This is a genomic window from Vibrio sp. RW, from assembly GCF_027587105.1.
Taxonomy (GTDB): Bacteria; Pseudomonadota; Gammaproteobacteria; order Enterobacterales; family Vibrionaceae; genus Vibrio; species Vibrio toranzoniae.
The window spans coordinates 1-19,741 of sequence record NZ_JAPPTM010000014.1 but is presented as its reverse complement, the minus strand read 5'-3'; the positions used below and the strand labels follow the sequence as shown (position 1 = coordinate 19,741).

The window sequence follows — 19,741 nt, the reverse complement described above, 5'->3', positions numbered from 1 at the left end:
ATTTTTTTTGTTGATATGACCCGTTTTTGGTTATCAAAGCTAGATTCACGCACAAATATTAAGTATTTTATTACTCAGCTACTGTACGTATAAATATAACGTGCAGTTGCCATAACTCCGAGCTCTCGCATGCTAAGTCGCACAGTGGTATTTGCTGTACCGATACGCCTCAAGAGCCAGTGACATGTTGTCACAAGGGCTTAATTGGAAATGATTAAGCCTCCCGTGTTTGGAAAGGTGTTCCGTGGCGCAACAATTCGAAGATAGATTCCATCGCAAATTTTATTATTTGCGCTTGTCGGTTACAGACGTCTGTAACTTTAAATGTACTTACTGCTTGCCGGATGGTTATAAACCGTCAGGGCAGAAAAACTCGTCTTTTTTAAGTGTTCCCGAGATCAAACGCATTGTAAAAGCGTTTGCAGATTGTGGTACCTCAAAGATCCGCATTACAGGCGGAGAGCCGAGCCTGCGTAAAGACTTTCCTGAAATCATACATACCGTAGCTTCTACTCCAGGCATCGAAAAAGTAGCCACGACAACGAACGGCTATCGCATGGAGAAACAAGTAGGGCAATGGCGTGATGCTGGTTTAACCCATATAAACGTGAGCGTGGATAGCTTAGATTCACGTATGTTCCATCAGATCACTGGTGAGAATAAGTTTACTGAGGTTATGCGAGGCATTGATAAAGCGTTTGAGGTTGGCTATGAACAAGTCAAAGTCAACGTTGTATTGATGAAAGACCTCAACAGTCAGGAATTACCAGCCTTCCTTAATTGGATCAAAGACAAACCTATTCAATTACGTTTTATCGAGCTGATGAAAACCGGCGAGATGGACGAGTTGTTCGATAAACACCATGTCTCTGGCGTTGCGATTCGCAATCAGCTTATTGCTAACGGTTGGCTGTTAAAAGTCAAAGCTGTTAACGATGGCCCAGCACAAGTGTTTGTCCACCCTGACTACAAGGGTGAAATTGGTTTGATTATGCCTTACGAGAAAGACTTCTGTGAGAGTTGTAACCGACTGCGTGTATCTGCGATCGGTAAGCTTCATCTATGTCTGTTTGGCGACCACGGTGTTGAACTGAGAGATCTGTTGCAAGAAGATCGACAAGAGCAAGCGCTCATTGATCGAATTCAGGCTCAGCTTCAAACCAAGTCCGTTAGCCACTTCTTACACGATGGCAACAGCGGCATGACTCCAAACTTGGCGTCAATCGGCGGTTAACCCGCTACACACTCTAAAGCATTTTATCGCTTAGCCTATTTAGGCTGGGTGAATCAGTCTAATAATTGAAACATTTATATAGGTGAACAAATGGGTCACGCAGAAAGCAAATTTCAAGCAGCAAACATTGCAGTACTAACCGTTTCAGATACGCGTACAGAAGAAAATGATACGTCAGGTGGTTATCTAGCTGAGCATGCTAAAGAAGCCGGCCACAACGTGGTTGATAAGCAAATCGTTATCGACGACATGTACAAGATCCGCGCGATCGTATCTCAGTGGATTGCTGATGACAGCGTACAAGCGATCATGATTACTGGTGGTACGGGTTTTACGTCTCGAGACAGCACACCTGAAGCGCTTAAGCCTTTGTTCGATAAAGAAGTAGAGGGTTTTGGTGAGCTATTCCGTCAAGTGTCTTACGAAGAGATCGGTACGTCGACAATTCAATCTCGTGCGATTGCGGGTTTTGCTAACCACACGGTTATCTTTGCAATGCCAGGCTCTACGGGTGCATGCCGCACAGGTTGGACTAAGATCATCAAGCAACAGATGGATGCGAGCCACCGTCCTTGTAACTTTATGCCACACCTTTCTGTATAAGGCGGTTTGAGTATGAGCCAATTTACACACATTAACGCGTCTGGCGAAGCGAACATGGTCGATGTATCGGCTAAAGCGGAAACGGTACGCGAAGCGAGAGCGGAAGCATTCGTTCAAATGTCGGCAGAAACGCTTGAGCTGATTGTCTCTGGTAGTCATCATAAAGGTGATGTTTTCGCAACGGCGCGCATTGCTGGTATCCAAGCGGCGAAGAAGACATGGGATCTGATTCCACTGTGTCATCCTTTGCTACTGACTAAAGTAGAAGTTCAGCTTGAAGCAATCAAATCTGAAAACAAGGTTCGTATCGAATCTGTCTGTAAGCTTGCGGGTAAGACAGGTGTAGAGATGGAGGCGCTGACCGCAGCTTCGGTCGCTGCGTTGACTATTTACGATATGTGTAAAGCTGTTCAGAAAGACATTGTTATCGAGAACGTACGCCTGTTAGAGAAGACGGGTGGTAAATCAGGTCACTTCAAGGTGGAATCATGATTACAGTACTTTTCTTTGCTCAAACTCGTGAACTGGTTGGTGTGGACAGCGTGGAAGTTGATGCACAGTTCAAGACGATTGAAGCGATTCGTAGCCACCTTGTAGAACAAGAAGGGAAATGGGATATTGCATTGGAAGAGGGCAAGCTTCTCGCTGCGCTTAACCAATCCATCGTACCTTTGACTACGGAAGTGAAAGATGGCGATGAAGTCGCTTTTTTCCCTCCAGTAACTGGAGGCTAAATATGAATGATTCTCGAGCTATTGATCCAAGAGTATTAGTGACGGCTGAAGACTTTTCTGTGGGTGACGAATACGACTACTTGGCTCAAGGTACAGCTGCTGGAGCGGTAGTGACGTTCGTTGGTAAAGTTCGCGACATGAATCTTGGCGACAATGTGATTGGTTTGTCTTTGGAGCATTACCCTGGCATGACAGAGAAGTCGCTGAGCGAGATCTGTGATCAAGCTGAAGCGCGCTGGCCTATTCAGAAGATGCGAGTGATTCACCGCGTTGGTGACCTAGATATCGGTGATCAGATTGTTTACGTTGGTGTATCTAGTGCACACCGCGGTTCAGCCTTTGAAGCCTGTGAGTTTGTTATGGATTTCCTCAAAACCAAAGCACCGTTTTGGAAAAAAGAACGTACTACCGAGGCGACTCGTTGGGTTGATTCTCGAGATTCAGATGCAAAAGCTGCGGAGCGTTGGGGAAAATAAGCCTCTCAACATTGTGTTTGATCCAGAAGTAAACAGTAGAAAGCCGACGATTAACGTCGGTTTTTTTGTGGATACTATAAAGTTTTTGTATAAAAAACGTGGTCCTAATAAATAATTACTCGGCTAGATTGCATGTAAATTCAAAGGCTTATTTGGTCTGGATTGGTGAGTCGTTTTATCCGTTTTGGTGCAGAGCACTATGCTGTTTTGTTTAAAGTGATGACCCTCACAAATAGTGCAGTCTGTTTAGGTGATATGTGATATGCAATTAGATTTAATGTGGCATTAATGTTAATTTTCTGGCGGTGTTATAGGACAAGATGCTAAAAAAAAGCATCAATACAGATACATCAACACTAAAGGCTGTTTCTTAATAAAGTTACTCTGTGTAATTCACTACGCATTAGGTTTTTATTAGATATTTACACTGATATCATGAATATTTTGGGAAATTCTCCGATTTTTTGCGACATGTTAATAGCAAATTACTTCAATGGTTGATAGTGTGAGCCGCAATCTTTGTAAGGTTTTAGGTTTTAATGCTTAATATTTGAGCTGAATACATCTAAATCACTGCCTTTCAGTGAACCGAACAAAGAAGTCATGGATGCAATACAAAAAACTTGGAGTTTATTAAATGTACAAGAATAAAATCACTCAAGCCCTTCTTCTAGGTGCAGGTCTGGCAGTGGCTGCCACTTCTACTCTTTCTATCGCTGCTGACGTTCCAGCAGGTACAAAACTAGCAAAAGTTCAGGAACTGGTCCGCGGTAACGGTACTGAAGTTGCGACTATCGACCCTCACAAATCTCAAGGTGTACCAGAATCTCACGTAATTCGTGATCTTCTAGAAGGTCTAGTGAACCAAGACGGCGAAGGTAACACTATCCCAGGGGTAGCCGAAAGTTGGGAAACGACAGACAACAAAACATTCACTTTCCACCTACGTAAAGATGCAAAATGGTCTAACGGCGATCCTGTAACAGCTGAAGATTTCGTTTACAGTTGGCAACGTGCAGTCGATCCTGCCACAGCTTCTCCATACGCTTGGTACATGGAATATACCAAGATGGTGAACGCGAAAGACATCGTAGCGGGTAAGAAAGACAAGAGTGAACTCGGCGTTAAAGCTGTAGATGAATACACGCTTGTTGTTGAATTAGAAACAGCGGTACCATACTTCGTAATGATGATGGGCCATACCACAGTGAAGCCAGTGCATAAGGCAACTGTTGAAAAATACGGTGACCAATGGACTAAGCCAGACCACTTCGTTGGTAACGGTGCATTTGTTCCAAATCAATGGGTCGTTAATGAGCGTCTTGAGTTAGTTCGTAATGAAAATTACTGGGATAACGATCATACCGTTCTTAATAAAGTAACGTTCCTACCAATCGAAAATCAAGTAGCGGAAATGAACCGCTTTTTATCCGGTGAAATCGACTTCACGTATGATTTGCCAATTGAGCATTTCAAGCGTATGAAAAAGGAGCACCCAGAAGACCTTTCCGTCGTGGGTAATCTTTGTAGTTACTACTACTCATTCAATACTAAGAAAAAGCCTTTCGATGATGTACGTGTACGTAAAGCGATTTCTTATGCAATTGATCGTGACATAGTTGCTGGCGCCATTATGGGGCAAGGACAGAAACCAGCGTACTTCTTGACGCCGGAGATCACGGCTGGGTTTGATCCTGAGCTTCCTCAGTACGGTAAAATGTCTCAAAAAGAACGTAACGCCGAAGCGGCGCGCCTTCTTGAAGAAGCAGGTTTTGGAAAAGATAATCCTCTCGAGTTCTCTCTCCTATATAACACTGATGAGAACCACAAGAAAGTTGCTGTAGCTCTTGGTTCTATGTGGAAGAAAACGCTAGGGCTTAAAATTACGCTTGAAAACCAAGAGTGGAAAACTTACCTATCTTCTAAAGATACCGGCAACTTTGAAGTCGCTCGCGCAGGTTGGTGTGGTGATTACAACGAAGCGTCTACATTTTTAACCTTGATGGTTAGCGCTAATACAACAGGCGGCCAACATTGGGGAAATACCGATTATGACGCTTTGATGGATAAGGCTATTAATTCAACGTCAGAACAAGAACGTACCGCTCTGTATTTAGAAGCAGAAAAGCTAATGGCGAATGAGATGCCTATTGCTCCTATTTATCAGTACGTAAAAACACGTTTACTGAACCCGCATGTCGGTGGCTTTCCAGCTAATAATGCGGAAGAGAAAATCTACTCAAAAGACCTCTATATCAAAGCTCAATAATAAGCGCTTCGATTATAAAAAGTTAATATAACTATAACGATACAGACACTACATGCACAGGGCGTGCATGTAGCGTTTTTCTAATTTTCATTGTCACAGACTGAAAGAGTGAGTTTATGTTTAAATTCATTATGAAAAGGATATTTGAAGCGATTCCAACCATGTTGGTGTTGATCACTATCTCTTTTTTTCTTATGCGTTTTGCTCCGGGCAATCCGTTTTCAAGCGAACGTCCATTACCGCCAGAGGTTATGGCGAACATCGAAGCAAAATATGGCTTAGATAAACCTGTATTTGAGCAGTACACCACGTACTTGACCAATATTCTACAAGGTGATTTTGGCCCTTCGTTCAAATATTTAGATTACTCTGTTAACGAGTTAATCTCGGTTGCACTTCCCGTATCGGCAAAGGTAGGCCTTGTTGCTTTTATCTTTACGTTATTAATGGGGGTTACCATAGGGACGATAGCCGCGCTGAAGCACAACACCTGGGTTGATTACACGATTATGTCGACCGCCATGCTCGGTGTTGTAATGCCTTCGTTTGTATTGGCTCCAGCTCTTATCTATGTGTTTTCTTTACACTTAAACCTTTTTCCTGCCGGTGGTTGGCTCGATGGGTCGGCTAAATATCTCGTGCTACCGGTTATTGCGATGTCTCTTCTATATGTAGCAACCTTTGCTCGTATCACTCGCGGGAGCATGATCGAAACCTTAAATAGTAACTTTATCCGTACTGCTCGAGCTAAAGGTCTAAGCTACCGTTATATTGTTCTTAAACATGCACTTAAGCCGGCAATGCTACCTGTTGTTTCATACATGGGACCAGCGTTTGTCGGTATCATTACAGGTTCAGTTGTTGTTGAAACCATCTTTGGCCTACCGGGCATTGGTAAGCTGTTTGTTAACGCTGCGTTTAACCGTGATTATTCGTTAGTAATGGGTGTAACCATTCTGATTGGTTTCCTATTTATCTTGTTCAACGCAATTGTTGATATTTTACTAGCGCTTATTGACCCGAAAATTCGCTACTAGCAGGGACGCATGGTTATGTTGAATAAAAAAGAAAATTTAGAAGCGATCGAAAACTTCTCTGAGAGTTTGGAAATTGAAGGTCGTAGCTTGTGGCAGGATGCACGTATTCGTTTTATGCGAAATAAAGCCGCAATGATCAGTCTGTTCATTCTAACGATTATGGTGCTATCGGTAATCTTCTTACCGATGCTGGCACAGCATGCTTACGATGACACTGACTGGTACGCAATGCACGTAGGTCCAAATGCAGATCACTGGTTTGGTACCGACAGTTTAGGTCGTGACCTATACGTTCGTACGATGATTGGTGGCCGTATCTCTCTTATGGTGGGTGTGATGGGTGCATTCGTAGCGGTACTGATTGGTACGCTTTACGGTGCTGCTTCAGGCTTCATTGGTGGTCGTACTGACCGAGTGATGATGCGTATCCTAGAGATCTTATACGCGGTGCCATTCATGTTCCTCGTGATCGTATTGGTAACGTTCTTTGGTCGTAATATCGTACTCATCTTTGTTGCTATCGGCGCGATTGCTTGGCTCGATATGGCACGAATCGTACGTGGTCAAACATTGAGCTTACGCAGTAAAGAGTTCATTGAAGCTGCTCACGTATGTGGTGTCAGCAAATGGAAAATCATTACACGTCATATCGTACCGAACGTATTGGGTATTGTTGCGGTTTACTCAACGCTACTGATTCCAAGCATGATCCTTACAGAATCATTCTTATCTTTCCTTGGTCTTGGTGTTCAAGAGCCTATGACAAGTTGGGGCGCGCTGTTACAAGAAGGTTCGCAAACAATGGAAGTTGCTATTTGGCAACTGGCATTCCCTGCGGCATTCATGGTAGTTACGCTGTTCTGCTTTAACTACGTAGGTGATGGTCTGCGCGACGCGCTTGATCCAAAAGACAGATAACGAAATAGCAATCAAAAGCTATAAAAGATTAAGGAAGCAATAATGAGCTTATTAGATGTCAAAGATCTGCGCGTCGAATTTACCACGCAAGATGGTATCGTCACCGCAGTAAATGATCTGAATTTCTCACTCAACCAAGGCGAAACGCTAGGTATCGTGGGTGAGTCAGGTTCAGGTAAATCTCAAACGGTATTTGCACTGATGGGATTGCTGGCGAAGAACGGCATTATTTCAGGCAGTGCGAAGTTTGAAGGCAATGAAATTCTCAATCTGCCAGAGAAGGAACTTAATAAGGTTCGCGCCGAACAGATCGCAATGATCTTTCAAGATCCAATGACCTCACTGAACCCTTACATGAAAGTAAGTGATCAGTTGATGGAAGTACTTATGCTGCATAAAGGCATGGGTAAAGCCGAAGCGTTTGAAGAATCAGTACGCATGCTTGAAGCGGTGAAAATCCCTGAAGCTCGCAAGCGTATTACTATGTATCCGCATGAGTTCTCTGGCGGTATGCGTCAGCGTGTGATGATTGCAATGGCGTTATTGTGTCGTCCAAAACTGCTTATCGCGGATGAACCAACAACCGCTTTGGATGTAACTATTCAAGCGCAAATCATGGAATTGCTGAACGAATTGAAAGATGAGTTTAATACGGCAATTATCATGATTACCCATGATTTGGGGGTGGTTGCGGGTTCTTGTGAAAAAGTACTTGTGATGTACGCCGGTCGTACTATGGAATACGGTACGGTTGATGAAATTTTCTACGAGCCAAGCCACCCATATGCCGAAGGCTTACTGAAAGCGATTCCTCGTTTGGATACCGAAGGTGAAATTCTACCGACGATTCCAGGTAACCCTCCTAACTTACTTCGCCTGCCTACAGGTTGTCCTTATCAGGATCGTTGTCACCGTGTAATGGACCGTTGTAAGCAAGAAGCACCAATTTTGCAGCCATTTGCAAAAGATCGTCAGCGTGCTTGTTTTTCTGATTGGGAGACTTGGACAAAATGAGTAAAGAATTACTATTAGATATTAAAGACCTGAAAGTTCACTTTAGCATCGCGGCTAAGTCAGCTTGGCCATGGGCGAAACCATCAAATCTAAAAGCGGTTGATGGTGTGGATGTTCATCTTTACGAAGGTGAAACGCTGGGCGTAGTCGGTGAGTCAGGTTGTGGTAAATCAACGTTTGCACGCGCTATTATCGGCTTGGTTGAAGCAACTGACGGTCAAGTAATGTGGTTAGGTCAAGATTTAACTAAGATGCAAGAAGTGAAGCGTCGTGAGACTCGTAAAGAAATTCAGATGATCTTCCAAGATCCGCTAGCGTCGCTTAACCCACGTATGTCAGTAGGCGACATTATTGCCGAGCCTCTACAAACTTTCTATCCAGAGCTTTCTAAACAGGAAGTGAAGGACAGAGTTAAAGAGATGATGGCGAAGGTTGGTCTGCTGCCAAACGTAATCAACCGTTATCCGCATGAATTCTCTGGTGGTCAATGTCAGCGTATCGGTATTGCGCGTGCGCTTATTCTGAAGCCTAAGATGATCATCTGTGATGAACCAGTTTCAGCATTGGATGTGTCTATCCAAGCTCAAGTCGTAAATCTTCTTATGGAACTACAGAAAGAGTTAGGTTTGTCTTTGGTATTCATCGCGCATGATTTGTCAGTGGTTAAACACATCTCTGACCGCGTGTTGGTGATGTACTTGGGTAACGCGGTAGAGCTGGGTGAATCGGATGCTTTATTCGCTGACCCCAAGCACCCATACACCAAAGCCCTGATGTCTGCAGTTCCGATTCCAGATCCTCGCTTAGAGCGCAGCAAAACGATCCAGATGTTGGAAGGTGATTTACCATCGCCAATTAACCCGCCATCGGGTTGTGTGTTCCGTACTCGTTGCCCACAAGCAACCGAGATCTGCGCACAGACCAAGCCAACCATTCAAGGTAATGACGTACATGCAGTTTCTTGCTTGCATGTACAAGTCTAGAACCTATTGATATCGGTTCAGCCTGTGACAGGCTTAAGCGCAACTTGTTGATGAGTTGCGCTTTTTTTGTACCTAAACAAACCTCCTTCAAATAATTCGAACAACTAAGCCAACTTATTCTAGTTTTGAAAAAATGGGCCTTTTTTATACTAGAGAAAAGATTTGCAAGGCAGAGGTTTAGATATGGGCAAGTTAGTTGAAGGTGTTTGGCACGATGTGTGGTACGACACCAAAGAAAGCGGCGGTAAGTTCGTTCGTGAAGACGCAGGCTTTCGTCACTGGGTAGAGAATAAGCCGGACGCACAGTTTCAACCGGAAAGCGGCCGTTATCACTTATACGTATCATTGGCTTGTCCTTGGGCGCATCGCACTCTGATCTTCCGTGAGCTGAAAGGCCTAACCGATCATGTTGATGTGACGGTGGTTTGCCCTGATATGATGAGCGAAGGGTGGCAAATGGGGTTACCGGAACCTCTTTTCGGCCACACTCGTATGCACCAAATCTACACCCAAGCCAAACCGGACTATTCAGGAAGAGTAACAGTACCTGTTTTATGGGATAAGAAAACCAACACTATCGTGAGTAACGAGTCGTCTGAAATCATCCGAATGTTTAACTCAGAATTTAACGAGTTAACAGGCAACACGGATGATTACTACCCGTGGGAATTGACGAGTAAGATTGATGAGTGGAACGATTATATCTATCCGAACATTAATAACGGCGTTTATCGTACCGGCTTTTCGACAACACAAGAAGCCTATGAAGAAGCGTATGACGCCTTATTTGAAGCGTTAGATAAAGTTGATGCTCATCTTAGCGAACACCGTTATCTGGCGGGTAATAAGATTACAGAAGCGGATTGGAGATTGTTTACCACTCTAGTTCGATTCGACGCAGTGTATGTGGGTCACTTCAAGTGTAACAAGCAGCGAATAGCGGATTACGCTAATATTCAGGGCTACCTGAAAGAGCTGTTTCAGGTCGAAGGTATTAAAGAAACAACTGATTTTTACCACATCAAACGTCACTATTATTACAGCCACACAGGTATTAACCCAACCCAAGTTGTGCCGAAAGGGCCTGCACTTGATTTAGAATCGGCCCATGGACGAGGTTAGATTAATCTTAAGAGCATCAAATAACCTTAAGCATTAGACATAAAAAACCCTAGATAAGAATCTAGGGTTTTTGCTTTCTACAAAAGAAAAATTAGTTAATTACTTTTTCTTCAGCTTGAGCGGCTTGGTCTGCTTGGATAGCCGTTAGAGCTACGGTGTAAACGATGTCGTCTACTAGAGCGCCACGAGACAAGTCATTCACTGGCTTGCGCATACCTTGAAGCATTGGACCGATAGACACTAGGTCTGCTGAACGCTGTACCGCTTTGTAAGTCGTATTACCCGTGTTTAGGTCTGGGAATACGAATACTGTCGCTTTACCAGCTACTGGAGAGTTAGGTGCTTTAGAAGCAGCAACGTTTTCCATGATAGCGGCATCGTACTGTAGAGGGCCGTCAATCACTAGATCAGGACGTTTCTCTTGAGCAAGTTTGGTTGCTTCACGTACTTTATCTACATCTGCACCTTTACCAGATTCACCAGTAGAGTAAGAGATCATAGCAACGCGTGGGTCGATACCGAATGCCGCAGCAGAATCTGCAGATTGGATAGCGATTTCAGCAAGTTGTTCCGCTGTTGGATCTGGGTTGATCGCACAGTCACCGTATACAAGCACTTGATCAGGCAGAAGCATGAAGAAGATTGAAGATACGATAGAAGCATCAGGAGCCGTCTTGATGATCTGGAACGGAGGAACAATAGTGTTCGCCGTTGTGTGAACAGCACCAGAAACTAGACCGTCAACTTCACCCGCTTCGAGCATCATAGTGCCTAGGAATACTGAATCGTTTAGCTTTTCGCGAGCGACAACTTCAGTCATCCCTTTAGCGCCACGAAGTTCTACTAGACGAGCAACGTAGTTTTCGCGAACTGATGCAGAATCAATGATCTCAACGCCAGCGCCAAGCTCAACACCTTGCTGTGCAGCAACACGACGAATTTCTTCTGGGTTACCAAGAAGTACACACGTTGCGATACCGCGCTCAGCACAGATCGCCGCAGCTTTCACTGTACGTGGCTCATCACCTTCAGGAAGAACGATACGCTTAGCCGCTTTACGAGCGAATTCAGTTAGCTGGTAACGGAATGCTGGTGGGCTTAGACGACGAATACCTTGAGTGCCTTCAGATAGAGAATTAATCCAAGGGCCATCAATGTGGCTAGCAACGTGATCGTTAACGAACTCGATACGCTCTTTATCGTCCGCAGGGACTTCTAGGTTGAAGCTTTGTAGGTTTAGAGACGTCTGCCAAGTGTTACCTTGAGCTTTGAAGATCGGTAAGCCTGAAGCAAATGCTGGTGCACAAAGCTTAGCAATGCTTTCTGGGATGTCGTAACCGCCAGTCAGCAAAATTGCACCAATTTCAACACCGTTTTTCGCAGCAAGTGCCGCAGCAACGATAACGTCAGGACGGTCTGCAGAAGTTACTAGCAGTGAACCTGGCTTAAAGTGCTCAATCATGTGCGGTAGAGAACGTGCACAGAAAGTGATGCTCTTAATACGACGTTTAGAGATCTCACCTTCATTAACGATTTCAGCGTTAAGGTGCTTAGCCATATCAACCGCACGAGTTGCGATTAGGTCGATGCTCCATGGCACGCAGCCAAGAACACGGATAGGACTAGAGTTGAAGATTTGCATGACTTCAAGATTCGCTTGTTGAGCGCTATCTGCATCATCGAAGATTTCAGAAAGGTCAGGACGAGTACGGCCAGCTTCATCAACAGGAGCGTTAAGCTTGTTGATGATGACACCTTTAATACTCTTGTTCTTAGTACCGCCGAAGTTAGAACATGCAACTTCGATACGCTCTTTAAGTTGCGTAGGGTTGTCAGTACCAGGAGTCGCAACGAATACGATCTCCGCGCCAAGTGTCTTCGCGATTTCTGCGTTTACTTGGTTTGCAAATGGATGCTTACGAGTTGGAACTAGGCCTTCAATAAGCGTGACTTCTGCGTCTTTGTTGATCTTGTTGTATTGTTCAACAACAGACTCAAGAAGTTCGTCCATTTTTTCGCTACCGATCAAAGCTTCAGCTTTAGTCATCGCGATCGGCTCACCAATCTTAATGTCGCTGTTTACGCTGATAATAGTAGACGTTAGATCGGGTTGATCACCACCGCTACGAGGTTGAGCAATTGGCTTGTAGAAAGAAACACTTACGCCCTTGCGCTCCATAGCGCGAAGAACACCCATGCTAACACTAGTAAGACCAACACCAGCGCTTGTAGGGATAAGCATAATAGTACGTGACATTGACGAACACCTTTGACTATTGGAAATAAAAAAAGCTCAACGGCTATCCCCACCGATATTTAAATTGGGGTAGGAATAGAAGTTGAGCCCCATTTTCTTAGTATGAAAAGCTGACTAGCTTCAAGTGAAACTAGTCAGAAAAATCAATTAAAGACCTGCTAATTCCGCAGTGTCTTCAGCAATGACTAGCTCTTCGTTAGTTGAGATAACCATTGCAGGGATGCGGCTGTTAGCTGTAGTGATAGTACCTTCGCCGCCGAAACGAGCTTTAAGGTTAGCTTCGCTGTCAACTTCGATGCCGAAGATGCCTAGGCGGTTAAGCACCATTTCACGGATTGGACCAGAGTTCTCGCCGATGCCGCCAGTGAAAGTGATTGCGTCTAGACGACCTTCTAGAGTTGCAGTGTAACCAGCAACGTACTTAGCTAGACGGTGACAGAACACGTCCATTGCACGAGTTGCTTCTTCTTTCTCACCGTAGTTGTCTTCAACGAAACGACAGTCAGAAGTCACTTCAGTCAAACCAGCAAGACCAGACTCTTTAGTTAGCATGTTGTTGATTTCTTCAACAGAGTAACCAAGAGCGTCGTGTAGGTGGAAGATGATCGCAGGATCTAGGTCACCACAACGAGTACCCATTACAAGGCCTTCAAGAGGAGTAAGACCCATAGACGTATCTACAGATTGACCGTTCTTGATAGCGCATACAGAAGCGCCGTTACCTAGGTGACAGTTGATGATGTTAACTTCTTCAACTGGCTTGTTTAGTAGGCCTGCAACTTCACGAGTGATGAATAGGTGAGAAGTACCGTGCATGCCGTAACGACGGATACCGTGCTCTTTGTATAGGTTGTACGGTAGAGCGTATAGGTAAGACTCAGAAGGCATTGTTTGGTGGAACGCAGTGTCAAATACAGCAACGTTCTTAAGGCCAGGGAAGTTCTGTTGAGCCGCTTCGATACCGATAAGGTGAGCAGGGTTATGAAGAGGTGCGAAAGTCGCAGCGTCTTGAATACCTTTAAGAACTTCATCAGTGATAAGGGCAGAAGAAGTAAATTGCTCGCCACCGTGTACGATACGGTGACCGATAGCGCCAAGGTTAGCTTTAAGCTCAGGCTTAGAAGCAAGAATAGTTTCTACCATGAAAGATAGTGCTTCTACGTGAGCTGCGCCCGCGCCTAGTTGTGCTTCGTGCTTGCCATCAAGTTTCCACTTCATACGAGCTTCTGGAAGACCTAGACACTCAGCAAGACCAGTGAGGTGCTCCGCACCTGTTTCTGCATCAACCACAGCGAATTTAAGAGAAGAACTACCACAGTTTAAAACTAAAACTAGCTTAGACATTAATGACTACCTGTTAATTTTTCTGATCGAAATCAGTTAAGGATGAAAATTAATCTCAAGAATAGACGAAGCACGTGGGCTTGCGTACTAACCTTGGTCAAAAAAACGTTAATTTCCGTATAAAGTGAAAGCGCACTTTTTCAAAAAAGAGGCTTGAGCATTCCTTGCAGAAGTCTTCTCAAAGTTGCTTAAATTGTAAATAAGGGCAACAATGAGATTGAGGTCTGCAAATAATAGCGATATTGTGCAAATATAACAAAAAAATTTGAAATAATATTATTTTTCGTCAAATTCTTGTGTTTTTAGTTGATGATTTCAACTTTTTTTTAGTGGGAGACTCATATGAGCAATAGAGTTGGTTTAACGAGCAGTTTAAAAGATGGCCAAAAATACATGGATCTTTGGCCTGTCCGAAAAGAGTTAAACGCTATTTTCCCAGAGCAACGCATCATTAAAGCGACGCGCTTTGGTGTAAAAGTGATGCCCGCGATAGCTGCTATCAGCGTTCTGACGCAAATGGTCTTTAATAATAACCAAGCGATACCGCAAGCAGTGGTTATGGCTTTGTTTGCTATTAGTTTACCGCTTCAAGGTATGTGGTGGTTAGGCAATCGCTCAAACACTCAACTCCCGCCAGCGTTAGTATCGTGGTATCGCGAACTGCACGAGAAGATCACTGAAACGGGTTTTGCTTTAGAGCCAATGAAGCCACGCCCTCGCTATAAAGAATTGGCGATCATTTTGAATCGTGCATTCCGCCAGTTAGATAAATCGTCAATGGAACGCTGGTTCTAACAATACCTCATCGATCCCTATCGTCTGAGAACGGCTACACATCGTGGTGGCTTGTTCTCAGATGTTGTGCATTTACTTGTGCTCTCCTAGTTTGTTATCTACTGATTCATCCCGACCAATCTTTCTCACATAATTCGAACTTTGTTGTGTTTCTGTTAGATATCACTTCAAGTTATTAATGGTTGTTATTAATACTATCAGTAGAGGGTGTGATATTATTCTCTTAGATCGAACAATAACAACGAGATCTTGATGAAGGAAGTATTGATGGTTTCGGGAAAAAAAGTATTAACGGCTGCTTTGAGTGGTTTTCTGTTGCTATGGACTGGCAGCGTGATGGCAAATATCGCCAAAGTATCAGTATCGCAAGTGGTAGACCATCCTGATTTAAACGCGACACGTTTAGGATTGATTGAAGGGCTACGAGCTAACGGTTTTGAATCCGGTAAAAATTTAGAGTTTTCCTATGAGGTGGCTGATGGAAATCCAGCGCAAGCTGCGAAAATAGCTAGGAAGCTCGTCAGTGAAAATCCTCATGTGTTAGTCGGCATCGCGACACCTACCTCTCAGGCTCTGGTCTCGGCAACACGATCCATTCCTATTGTGTTTACAGCGGTGACAGATCCAATCGGGGCAAGGCTTGTAAAACAGTTGGAAAAACCGGGTCGAAATGTCACTGGCCTTTCTGACTTATCACCGATCTCTCAACATGTATCGTTAATTAGAGAACTTTTTCCTCAGGCAAGTTCAATTGGTGTCGTTTATAACCCGGCAGAAGCTAATGCGGTTGCTTTAATTGGACTATTGAGAAAGGCTACGCGAGACTTTGGTTTCACTCTCCTCACTGAAAAAGCATTGAGCGTTGAAGACGTAGAAGCAAAAGCAAAATCTGTGGCTAGGAAGTCTGATGTTATCTACGCCTTAACGGACAATACCGTCGCAAGCGGCATGGAAGGTCTTATCAAAGCGGCGAATCGAGCAGGGACGCCAGTGGTTGCAGGGGCGACGTCTTATGTTGGGCAGGGAGCTATTGCAGGTTTAGGTCTAGATTATTATGACGTTGGAGTGAAAACCGCTGACTATGTCGTAGAGATTCTGAATGGACAAAAACCTGGAAAGTTGAGTGTCAAAACTGCCCAGAGCTCTCAACTCGTTGTCAATTTGAACGCGGCTCGTAAGCTTGGCGTGACATTGCCTCGGTCTGTGATTGAGCGCGCGGTCGTTAGCCGATAAACCTCTTTAGGTCTTAATTGACGGACGATCTATCAGTTACTTTGTTAACAGAGCTTGAATAAGTTTTTAATGATTCAAACTTAATCACATTGATATCAAACAGCGTTCTTTTTTTATTAGTTTGTGAATAGTTAGCTCACCGTTAGGCCTGCTGTTAATATCAATTTACATTATTTTATATCGAGAGGGTTGTGGGTTAGTGTAATAATATTAATGGTATAAATGAAAGAAGCTAAACGCTAAGAGCAAATTATATGAAAGTAAACAGGCACTTTAGCCTTCACTTTGTCTTCGGATTTCCTGCTGTGATCGCCTTAATGCTGCTTGGTTTAATAGGTAAGAACCATTTTGATACTGTAGGAAAGGAAATCGACAGCGAATTTCACCGTATCGAAGAAGTGTTTAAACGAACGACTAAAATAGTCACTGCCTTAGATTACAGCTTTTCTAATTACTATAAATCCGGTAATCCTTTCTCCCTCGACCATAACAAACAAGTGGTTGGTGGCCTTTGCCGTATTTGGCCTATTGACGTGTTACTGCTTGCTGATGGCAAAACTTCAGACATTCCCTCTATTGATATCAACTATATGTTGGTTGGTGAGGAGTCTTTATGTTCTGAAAGCAGTGATAGTGACAGTTACATAAATGCCTCAAAAAAGATTACTTTGGCGCCTATTCTTTCATTCTTATCCCAGATTGATGAATACCACAACGGCATTTACTTTATTGATACACGTGGTTACGTTATTTCATCACCTGAAGATTTTGCTAAGGGGTTAAGCAAAGAATTGCTGTCGACAATCAAAAGTCGCCCTTATTGGCAGAAAACAGCTAACAACCCAGAGCATCTAACGCTATCTGGCCCTGTATACCGGTTTGACTCTCTTGACCGAATTATTAGTATGACAATTCCAGTATTCCACAAAGGAGCCCATCAAGGGATGTTATCGGTGGATATTGATGCTGATAAGTTACTTGCTAACTCTAATGAACATCTAGTGGGCCGAATTGATATCATTGATATCACATTAGTCAATCCGACCGATAATGCCACTTTCTATCACGAGATCGCATTGGAAGGGGTCGCGTCTCATCAAGCGATTTACTATGAGTTTGACCTTGCTAAAGAGATCGAGCACTTTTTTGTTTATGAGAAAGACAGCCTTATTGTGACTATTATCGTGTATATGTTTTCTGTAACGATTTTTTTCTACGTTAATTCCAATATGGAACGTATCTATTTTAAAGATCTTGCAGCCAAAGATCCTATGACTGGGTTATTGAATCGACGTGGCTTGGAAGTTTTTTGGAGTAGTGTAGAACATGACCAATTGTTTGCCTTAATAGTATTTGATATTGATGACTTCAAGTCGATTAATGATACCTATGGTCATGATAAAGGTGATGATGTGATTCGTTATATGTCGCGTCAGATTAGTAGTAGCATTCGAAATAGCGATGTAGCTGCAAGGTTTGGTGGAGAAGAATTCGTCGTTTATCTGGAAGGTGATGATCGAGCGGCCATGATAAGAACATTACAACGCGTTAAAAATGCAATTAGCGCGAACTCAACGGACATTATCCCTGATGGTTTCACGATATCTGGTGGGGTTTGTATTGTTGAGGCCGAACACAACAACCTCAACTTTGACGAGATATTCAAATACGCGGATGAAAAGCTGTATGTGGCTAAGACGACGGGTAAAAACCGAATCGAGTTTTAGCCATGTTATTGAATCGATGTTTGTCAGAAAGAGGGAAGCGCCACGTGTCTATCTAAACGTTTTTGTCTAGGTCATTGCGGTTTTAATAAGTAAAACACGCTTGTATCGGTAAGCGTAAATAGTTAGACAGGTTGGCGATGTGCTTCTTGATAACGCTGAAGGCGCTCTACAATGGGAGGCGCTTTCTTGAAAGTACGAATTTCTTTAAATAGTTCGTTCGCTTCAGGGTAACCTTTACTCAGGTAGACAAACCACTGCTTTACCCTATTGGGGTAGTACATGCCTTTATCCCCTTTAATTTGAAACTCTGAATAACGCAGTAAAAGTTCAATCACTCTATTCCACGGCATTTTCTGATGGTCGTGCTTAACGACATTACCAAGGTTCGGGATATTGAAGGCGCCGCGGCAGACCATCAATGAATCCACTCCTGTTGCCTTAATGCAATCTTGGCCATCTTGATAGTTCCAAATTTCCCCATTGGCAATCAACGGCAGAGACGTTTTCTCTCTTATTTGATTGATGTAGTCCCATTTGATTTCGCTGGCTTTATAGCCACCAACTTTGGTTCGTGCATGTACGGTGAGTTCGTCAGCTTTTGCTTGTTCGATAGCGTCGACAATTTCAAAGCACTCTTCAGGGTGCTCCCAGCCTAATCGAATTTTTGCGGAGACTGGAATGTGTGCGGGCACGGCTTCTCGGCAGGCTTTTACCACTTGATAGATGAGTTCTGGCTCTTTTAACAGTGAAGCTCCACCATTACTTTTGTTTACCGCCTTTGCAGGGCAGCCAAAATTAATATCAATGCCTTTAGCGCCTAAACTCGCAGCTTGGAAGGCATTTTCGGCCATCCAATTTGGGTGTTGTCCAAGAAGTTGGAGATGGATAGGCACACCTGCCATAGTTTGAGAGCCTTGATGTAATTCAGGACAAATACGGTGGAAAACATGCGGAGGCAGAAGTTGATCAACTACGCGCACAAACTCTGTTACACAGAGGTCATAATCATTGATCTCTGTCAGAATTTCGCGCATTAGGTGATCTAGTACGCCCTCCATAGGGCCAAGTATTACTCGCATATTGTTTGCTACCGAAACTGAGTGTACCGAAAATTTAAGAGGCGTGATTGTACGGTGTGCTTACAGGATTGTCACTATGAGTGTGGTGTACCTACTACTATATCTTTGCCGGTTAGATGTGATGTCGGTTTCATCGGTTAGTAGCGACATTTTAGGAGCGATGGCGTTATAATACCGAAAATGCCCCAATATCCAGAGCTTTCATGACATATCAATTATTAAGCCTACCTGAATCTATCTCAGACATTACGCCGCCGTTTATTGAAGGTGCAATCCTTGCGTCTAACCTAGCGACAAAGCCACTCGATCCTGAAGAATGGCTTGCTATTGTAGCGCCTGAAGCGGGCAAAGAGCTTGTAACATTAGTGACGGAACAGATTAACCGCCAGCATAACCTGATTCAGCGTAGTGAATACTTACTGACTGACGTTTTGGCTGAAGGTGACTTCAATGAGCAGTTCGCAGATTTTGCGGAAGGTTTCATGATGGTTTGGCCAACAGTGGAAGATCAGTGGCAGAGCGTGACGGTCGCGGATGGTACACTGCGCATGTTACAAGCGCTCCTAACAACCTTGATGTTAGCGATTGATGAAGAACAAACTCAGCAACAAATGGTCGCTGCAGGGCTTAAAAACCCACCATCGCTTACAGATTTAGTTGGTCAAGTCGATCTAATGATTTCAGAAGTAGCTATGGCGGCTGATGAAGCTATGTTGGGTAATAAATCCCAGAGCGTGAATCCATTTAAAGGCATCGGTCGAAATGACCTTTGTCCTTGTGAGAGCGGCAAAAAGTTTAAACAATGCTGTGGTAAAAAGAGCTAATCACAGTTTGTTGACGAAATTAGCTTGAGTAAGTAACACGCTTTAAGTAATAAAAAGTCGACCTTTGGGTCGACTTTTTAGCTTCTGAACAT

Annotated in this window: 18 protein-coding genes and 1 riboswitch; of the genes, 15 read left to right on the top strand and 3 right to left on the bottom strand. The window is 43.7% G+C overall.

Annotation, left to right across the window (positions count from 1 at the left end; genetic code table 11):
- The first annotated feature begins 103 nt into the window (after nt 1-103).
- Nucleotides 104-256: riboswitch (molybdenum cofactor riboswitch) on the top strand.
- From moaA to OCT63_RS13450, 11 genes are all read left to right on the top strand, one after another.
- Nucleotides 245-1,234 carry a GTP 3',8-cyclase MoaA gene (gene moaA, locus OCT63_RS13500; RefSeq protein WP_060467336.1) on the top strand — a complete coding sequence of 330 codons (990 nt, stop codon included), beginning with the start codon at nt 245-247 and terminating at the stop codon, nt 1,232-1,234. It overlaps the preceding riboswitch by 12 nt.
- Before the next feature lie 90 nt (nt 1,235-1,324).
- On the top strand, nt 1,325-1,837 hold the full coding sequence (gene moaB, locus OCT63_RS13495) for a molybdenum cofactor biosynthesis protein B (protein WP_010437177.1): 513 nt from the start codon (nt 1,325-1,327) through the stop codon (nt 1,835-1,837).
- A gap of 12 nt (nt 1,838-1,849) precedes the next feature.
- On the top strand, nt 1,850-2,329 hold the full coding sequence (gene moaC, locus OCT63_RS13490) for a cyclic pyranopterin monophosphate synthase MoaC (RefSeq protein ID WP_060467337.1): 480 nt from the start codon (nt 1,850-1,852) through the stop codon (nt 2,327-2,329).
- Nucleotides 2,326-2,571: a molybdopterin synthase sulfur carrier subunit gene (moaD, locus tag OCT63_RS13485; RefSeq protein WP_055319720.1), complete on the top strand. Its 246-nt coding sequence runs from the start codon at nt 2,326-2,328 to the stop codon at nt 2,569-2,571. Before moaC ends, moaD begins: the two co-directional genes overlap by 4 nt.
- Before the next feature lie 2 nt (nt 2,572-2,573).
- Nucleotides 2,574-3,047: a molybdopterin synthase catalytic subunit MoaE gene (moaE, locus tag OCT63_RS13480; protein WP_060467338.1), complete on the top strand. Its 474-nt coding sequence runs from the start codon at nt 2,574-2,576 to the stop codon at nt 3,045-3,047.
- A gap of 637 nt (nt 3,048-3,684) precedes the next feature.
- Nucleotides 3,685-5,316 carry an ABC transporter substrate-binding protein gene (locus OCT63_RS13475; RefSeq protein ID WP_161687007.1) on the top strand — a complete coding sequence of 544 codons (1,632 nt, stop codon included), beginning with the start codon at nt 3,685-3,687 and terminating at the stop codon, nt 5,314-5,316.
- Nucleotides 5,317-5,432: 116 nt separating this feature from the next.
- Nucleotides 5,433-6,353, top strand: coding sequence for an oligopeptide ABC transporter permease OppB (gene oppB / locus OCT63_RS13470; protein WP_017054957.1), 921 nt, complete (start codon nt 5,433-5,435; stop codon nt 6,351-6,353).
- Between the two features lie 15 nt (nt 6,354-6,368).
- Nucleotides 6,369-7,271 (top strand): oligopeptide ABC transporter permease OppC, encoded by a 903-nt coding sequence (gene oppC, locus OCT63_RS13465; RefSeq protein ID WP_017054958.1) that lies wholly within the window; start codon nt 6,369-6,371, stop codon nt 7,269-7,271.
- A 42-nt stretch (nt 7,272-7,313) separates the two neighbouring features.
- The gene (locus OCT63_RS13460; protein ID WP_017054959.1) at nt 7,314-8,285 is read left to right on the top strand and encodes an ABC transporter ATP-binding protein; all 972 of its coding nucleotides are present in this window, start codon (nt 7,314-7,316) and stop codon (nt 8,283-8,285) included.
- Nucleotides 8,282-9,268 (top strand): murein tripeptide/oligopeptide ABC transporter ATP binding protein OppF, encoded by a 987-nt coding sequence (gene oppF / locus OCT63_RS13455; RefSeq protein WP_017054960.1) that lies wholly within the window; start codon nt 8,282-8,284, stop codon nt 9,266-9,268. Before OCT63_RS13460 ends, oppF begins: the two co-directional genes overlap by 4 nt.
- A 183-nt stretch (nt 9,269-9,451) precedes the next feature.
- Complete coding sequence (locus tag OCT63_RS13450; RefSeq protein WP_269983872.1) at nt 9,452-10,390, top strand: glutathione S-transferase family protein; 939 nt, start codon at nt 9,452-9,454, stop codon at nt 10,388-10,390.
- Between the two features lie 91 nt (nt 10,391-10,481).
- Here OCT63_RS13450 and pta read toward each other — a convergent pair whose 3' ends face one another.
- A complete protein-coding gene (gene pta, locus OCT63_RS13445; protein WP_161677957.1) occupies nt 10,482-12,647 on the bottom strand; it encodes a phosphate acetyltransferase in 2,166 nt (721 codons plus the stop codon).
- Nucleotides 12,648-12,794: 147 nt separating this feature from the next.
- Entirely contained in the window at nt 12,795-13,991 is a 1,197-nt protein-coding gene (locus OCT63_RS13440; RefSeq protein WP_046222695.1) for an acetate kinase, read from the bottom strand.
- A 342-nt stretch (nt 13,992-14,333) separates the two neighbouring features.
- On the opposite strand from OCT63_RS13440, the gene yfbV reads away from it, so the two are divergent.
- The 3 genes from yfbV to OCT63_RS13425 all read left to right on the top strand — a co-directional run bounded on the left by yfbV (nt 14,334) and on the right by OCT63_RS13425 (nt 17,746).
- Nucleotides 14,334-14,786, top strand: a complete 453-nt coding sequence (gene yfbV / locus OCT63_RS13435; RefSeq protein WP_017054964.1) for a terminus macrodomain insulation protein YfbV — start codon at nt 14,334-14,336, stop codon at nt 14,784-14,786.
- Nucleotides 14,787-15,053: 267 nt separating this feature from the next.
- Nucleotides 15,054-16,019 carry an ABC transporter substrate-binding protein gene (locus OCT63_RS13430; protein ID WP_269983904.1) on the top strand — a complete coding sequence of 322 codons (966 nt, stop codon included), beginning with the start codon at nt 15,054-15,056 and terminating at the stop codon, nt 16,017-16,019.
- A 254-nt stretch (nt 16,020-16,273) separates the two neighbouring features.
- Nucleotides 16,274-17,746: a sensor domain-containing diguanylate cyclase gene (locus OCT63_RS13425; RefSeq protein WP_269983871.1), complete on the top strand. Its 1,473-nt coding sequence runs from the start codon at nt 16,274-16,276 to the stop codon at nt 17,744-17,746.
- 122 nt (nt 17,747-17,868) lie between these two features.
- Here OCT63_RS13425 and dusC read toward each other — a convergent pair whose 3' ends face one another.
- Nucleotides 17,869-18,825 carry a tRNA dihydrouridine(16) synthase DusC gene (gene dusC, locus OCT63_RS13420; RefSeq protein ID WP_082710318.1) on the bottom strand — a complete coding sequence of 319 codons (957 nt, stop codon included), beginning with the start codon at nt 18,823-18,825 and terminating at the stop codon, nt 17,869-17,871.
- Between the two features lie 203 nt (nt 18,826-19,028).
- On the opposite strand from dusC, the gene OCT63_RS13415 reads away from it, so the two are divergent.
- Nucleotides 19,029-19,649: a YecA/YgfB family protein gene (locus OCT63_RS13415; RefSeq protein WP_269983870.1), complete on the top strand. Its 621-nt coding sequence runs from the start codon at nt 19,029-19,031 to the stop codon at nt 19,647-19,649.
- Nucleotides 19,650-19,741: the final 92 nt, after the last annotated feature.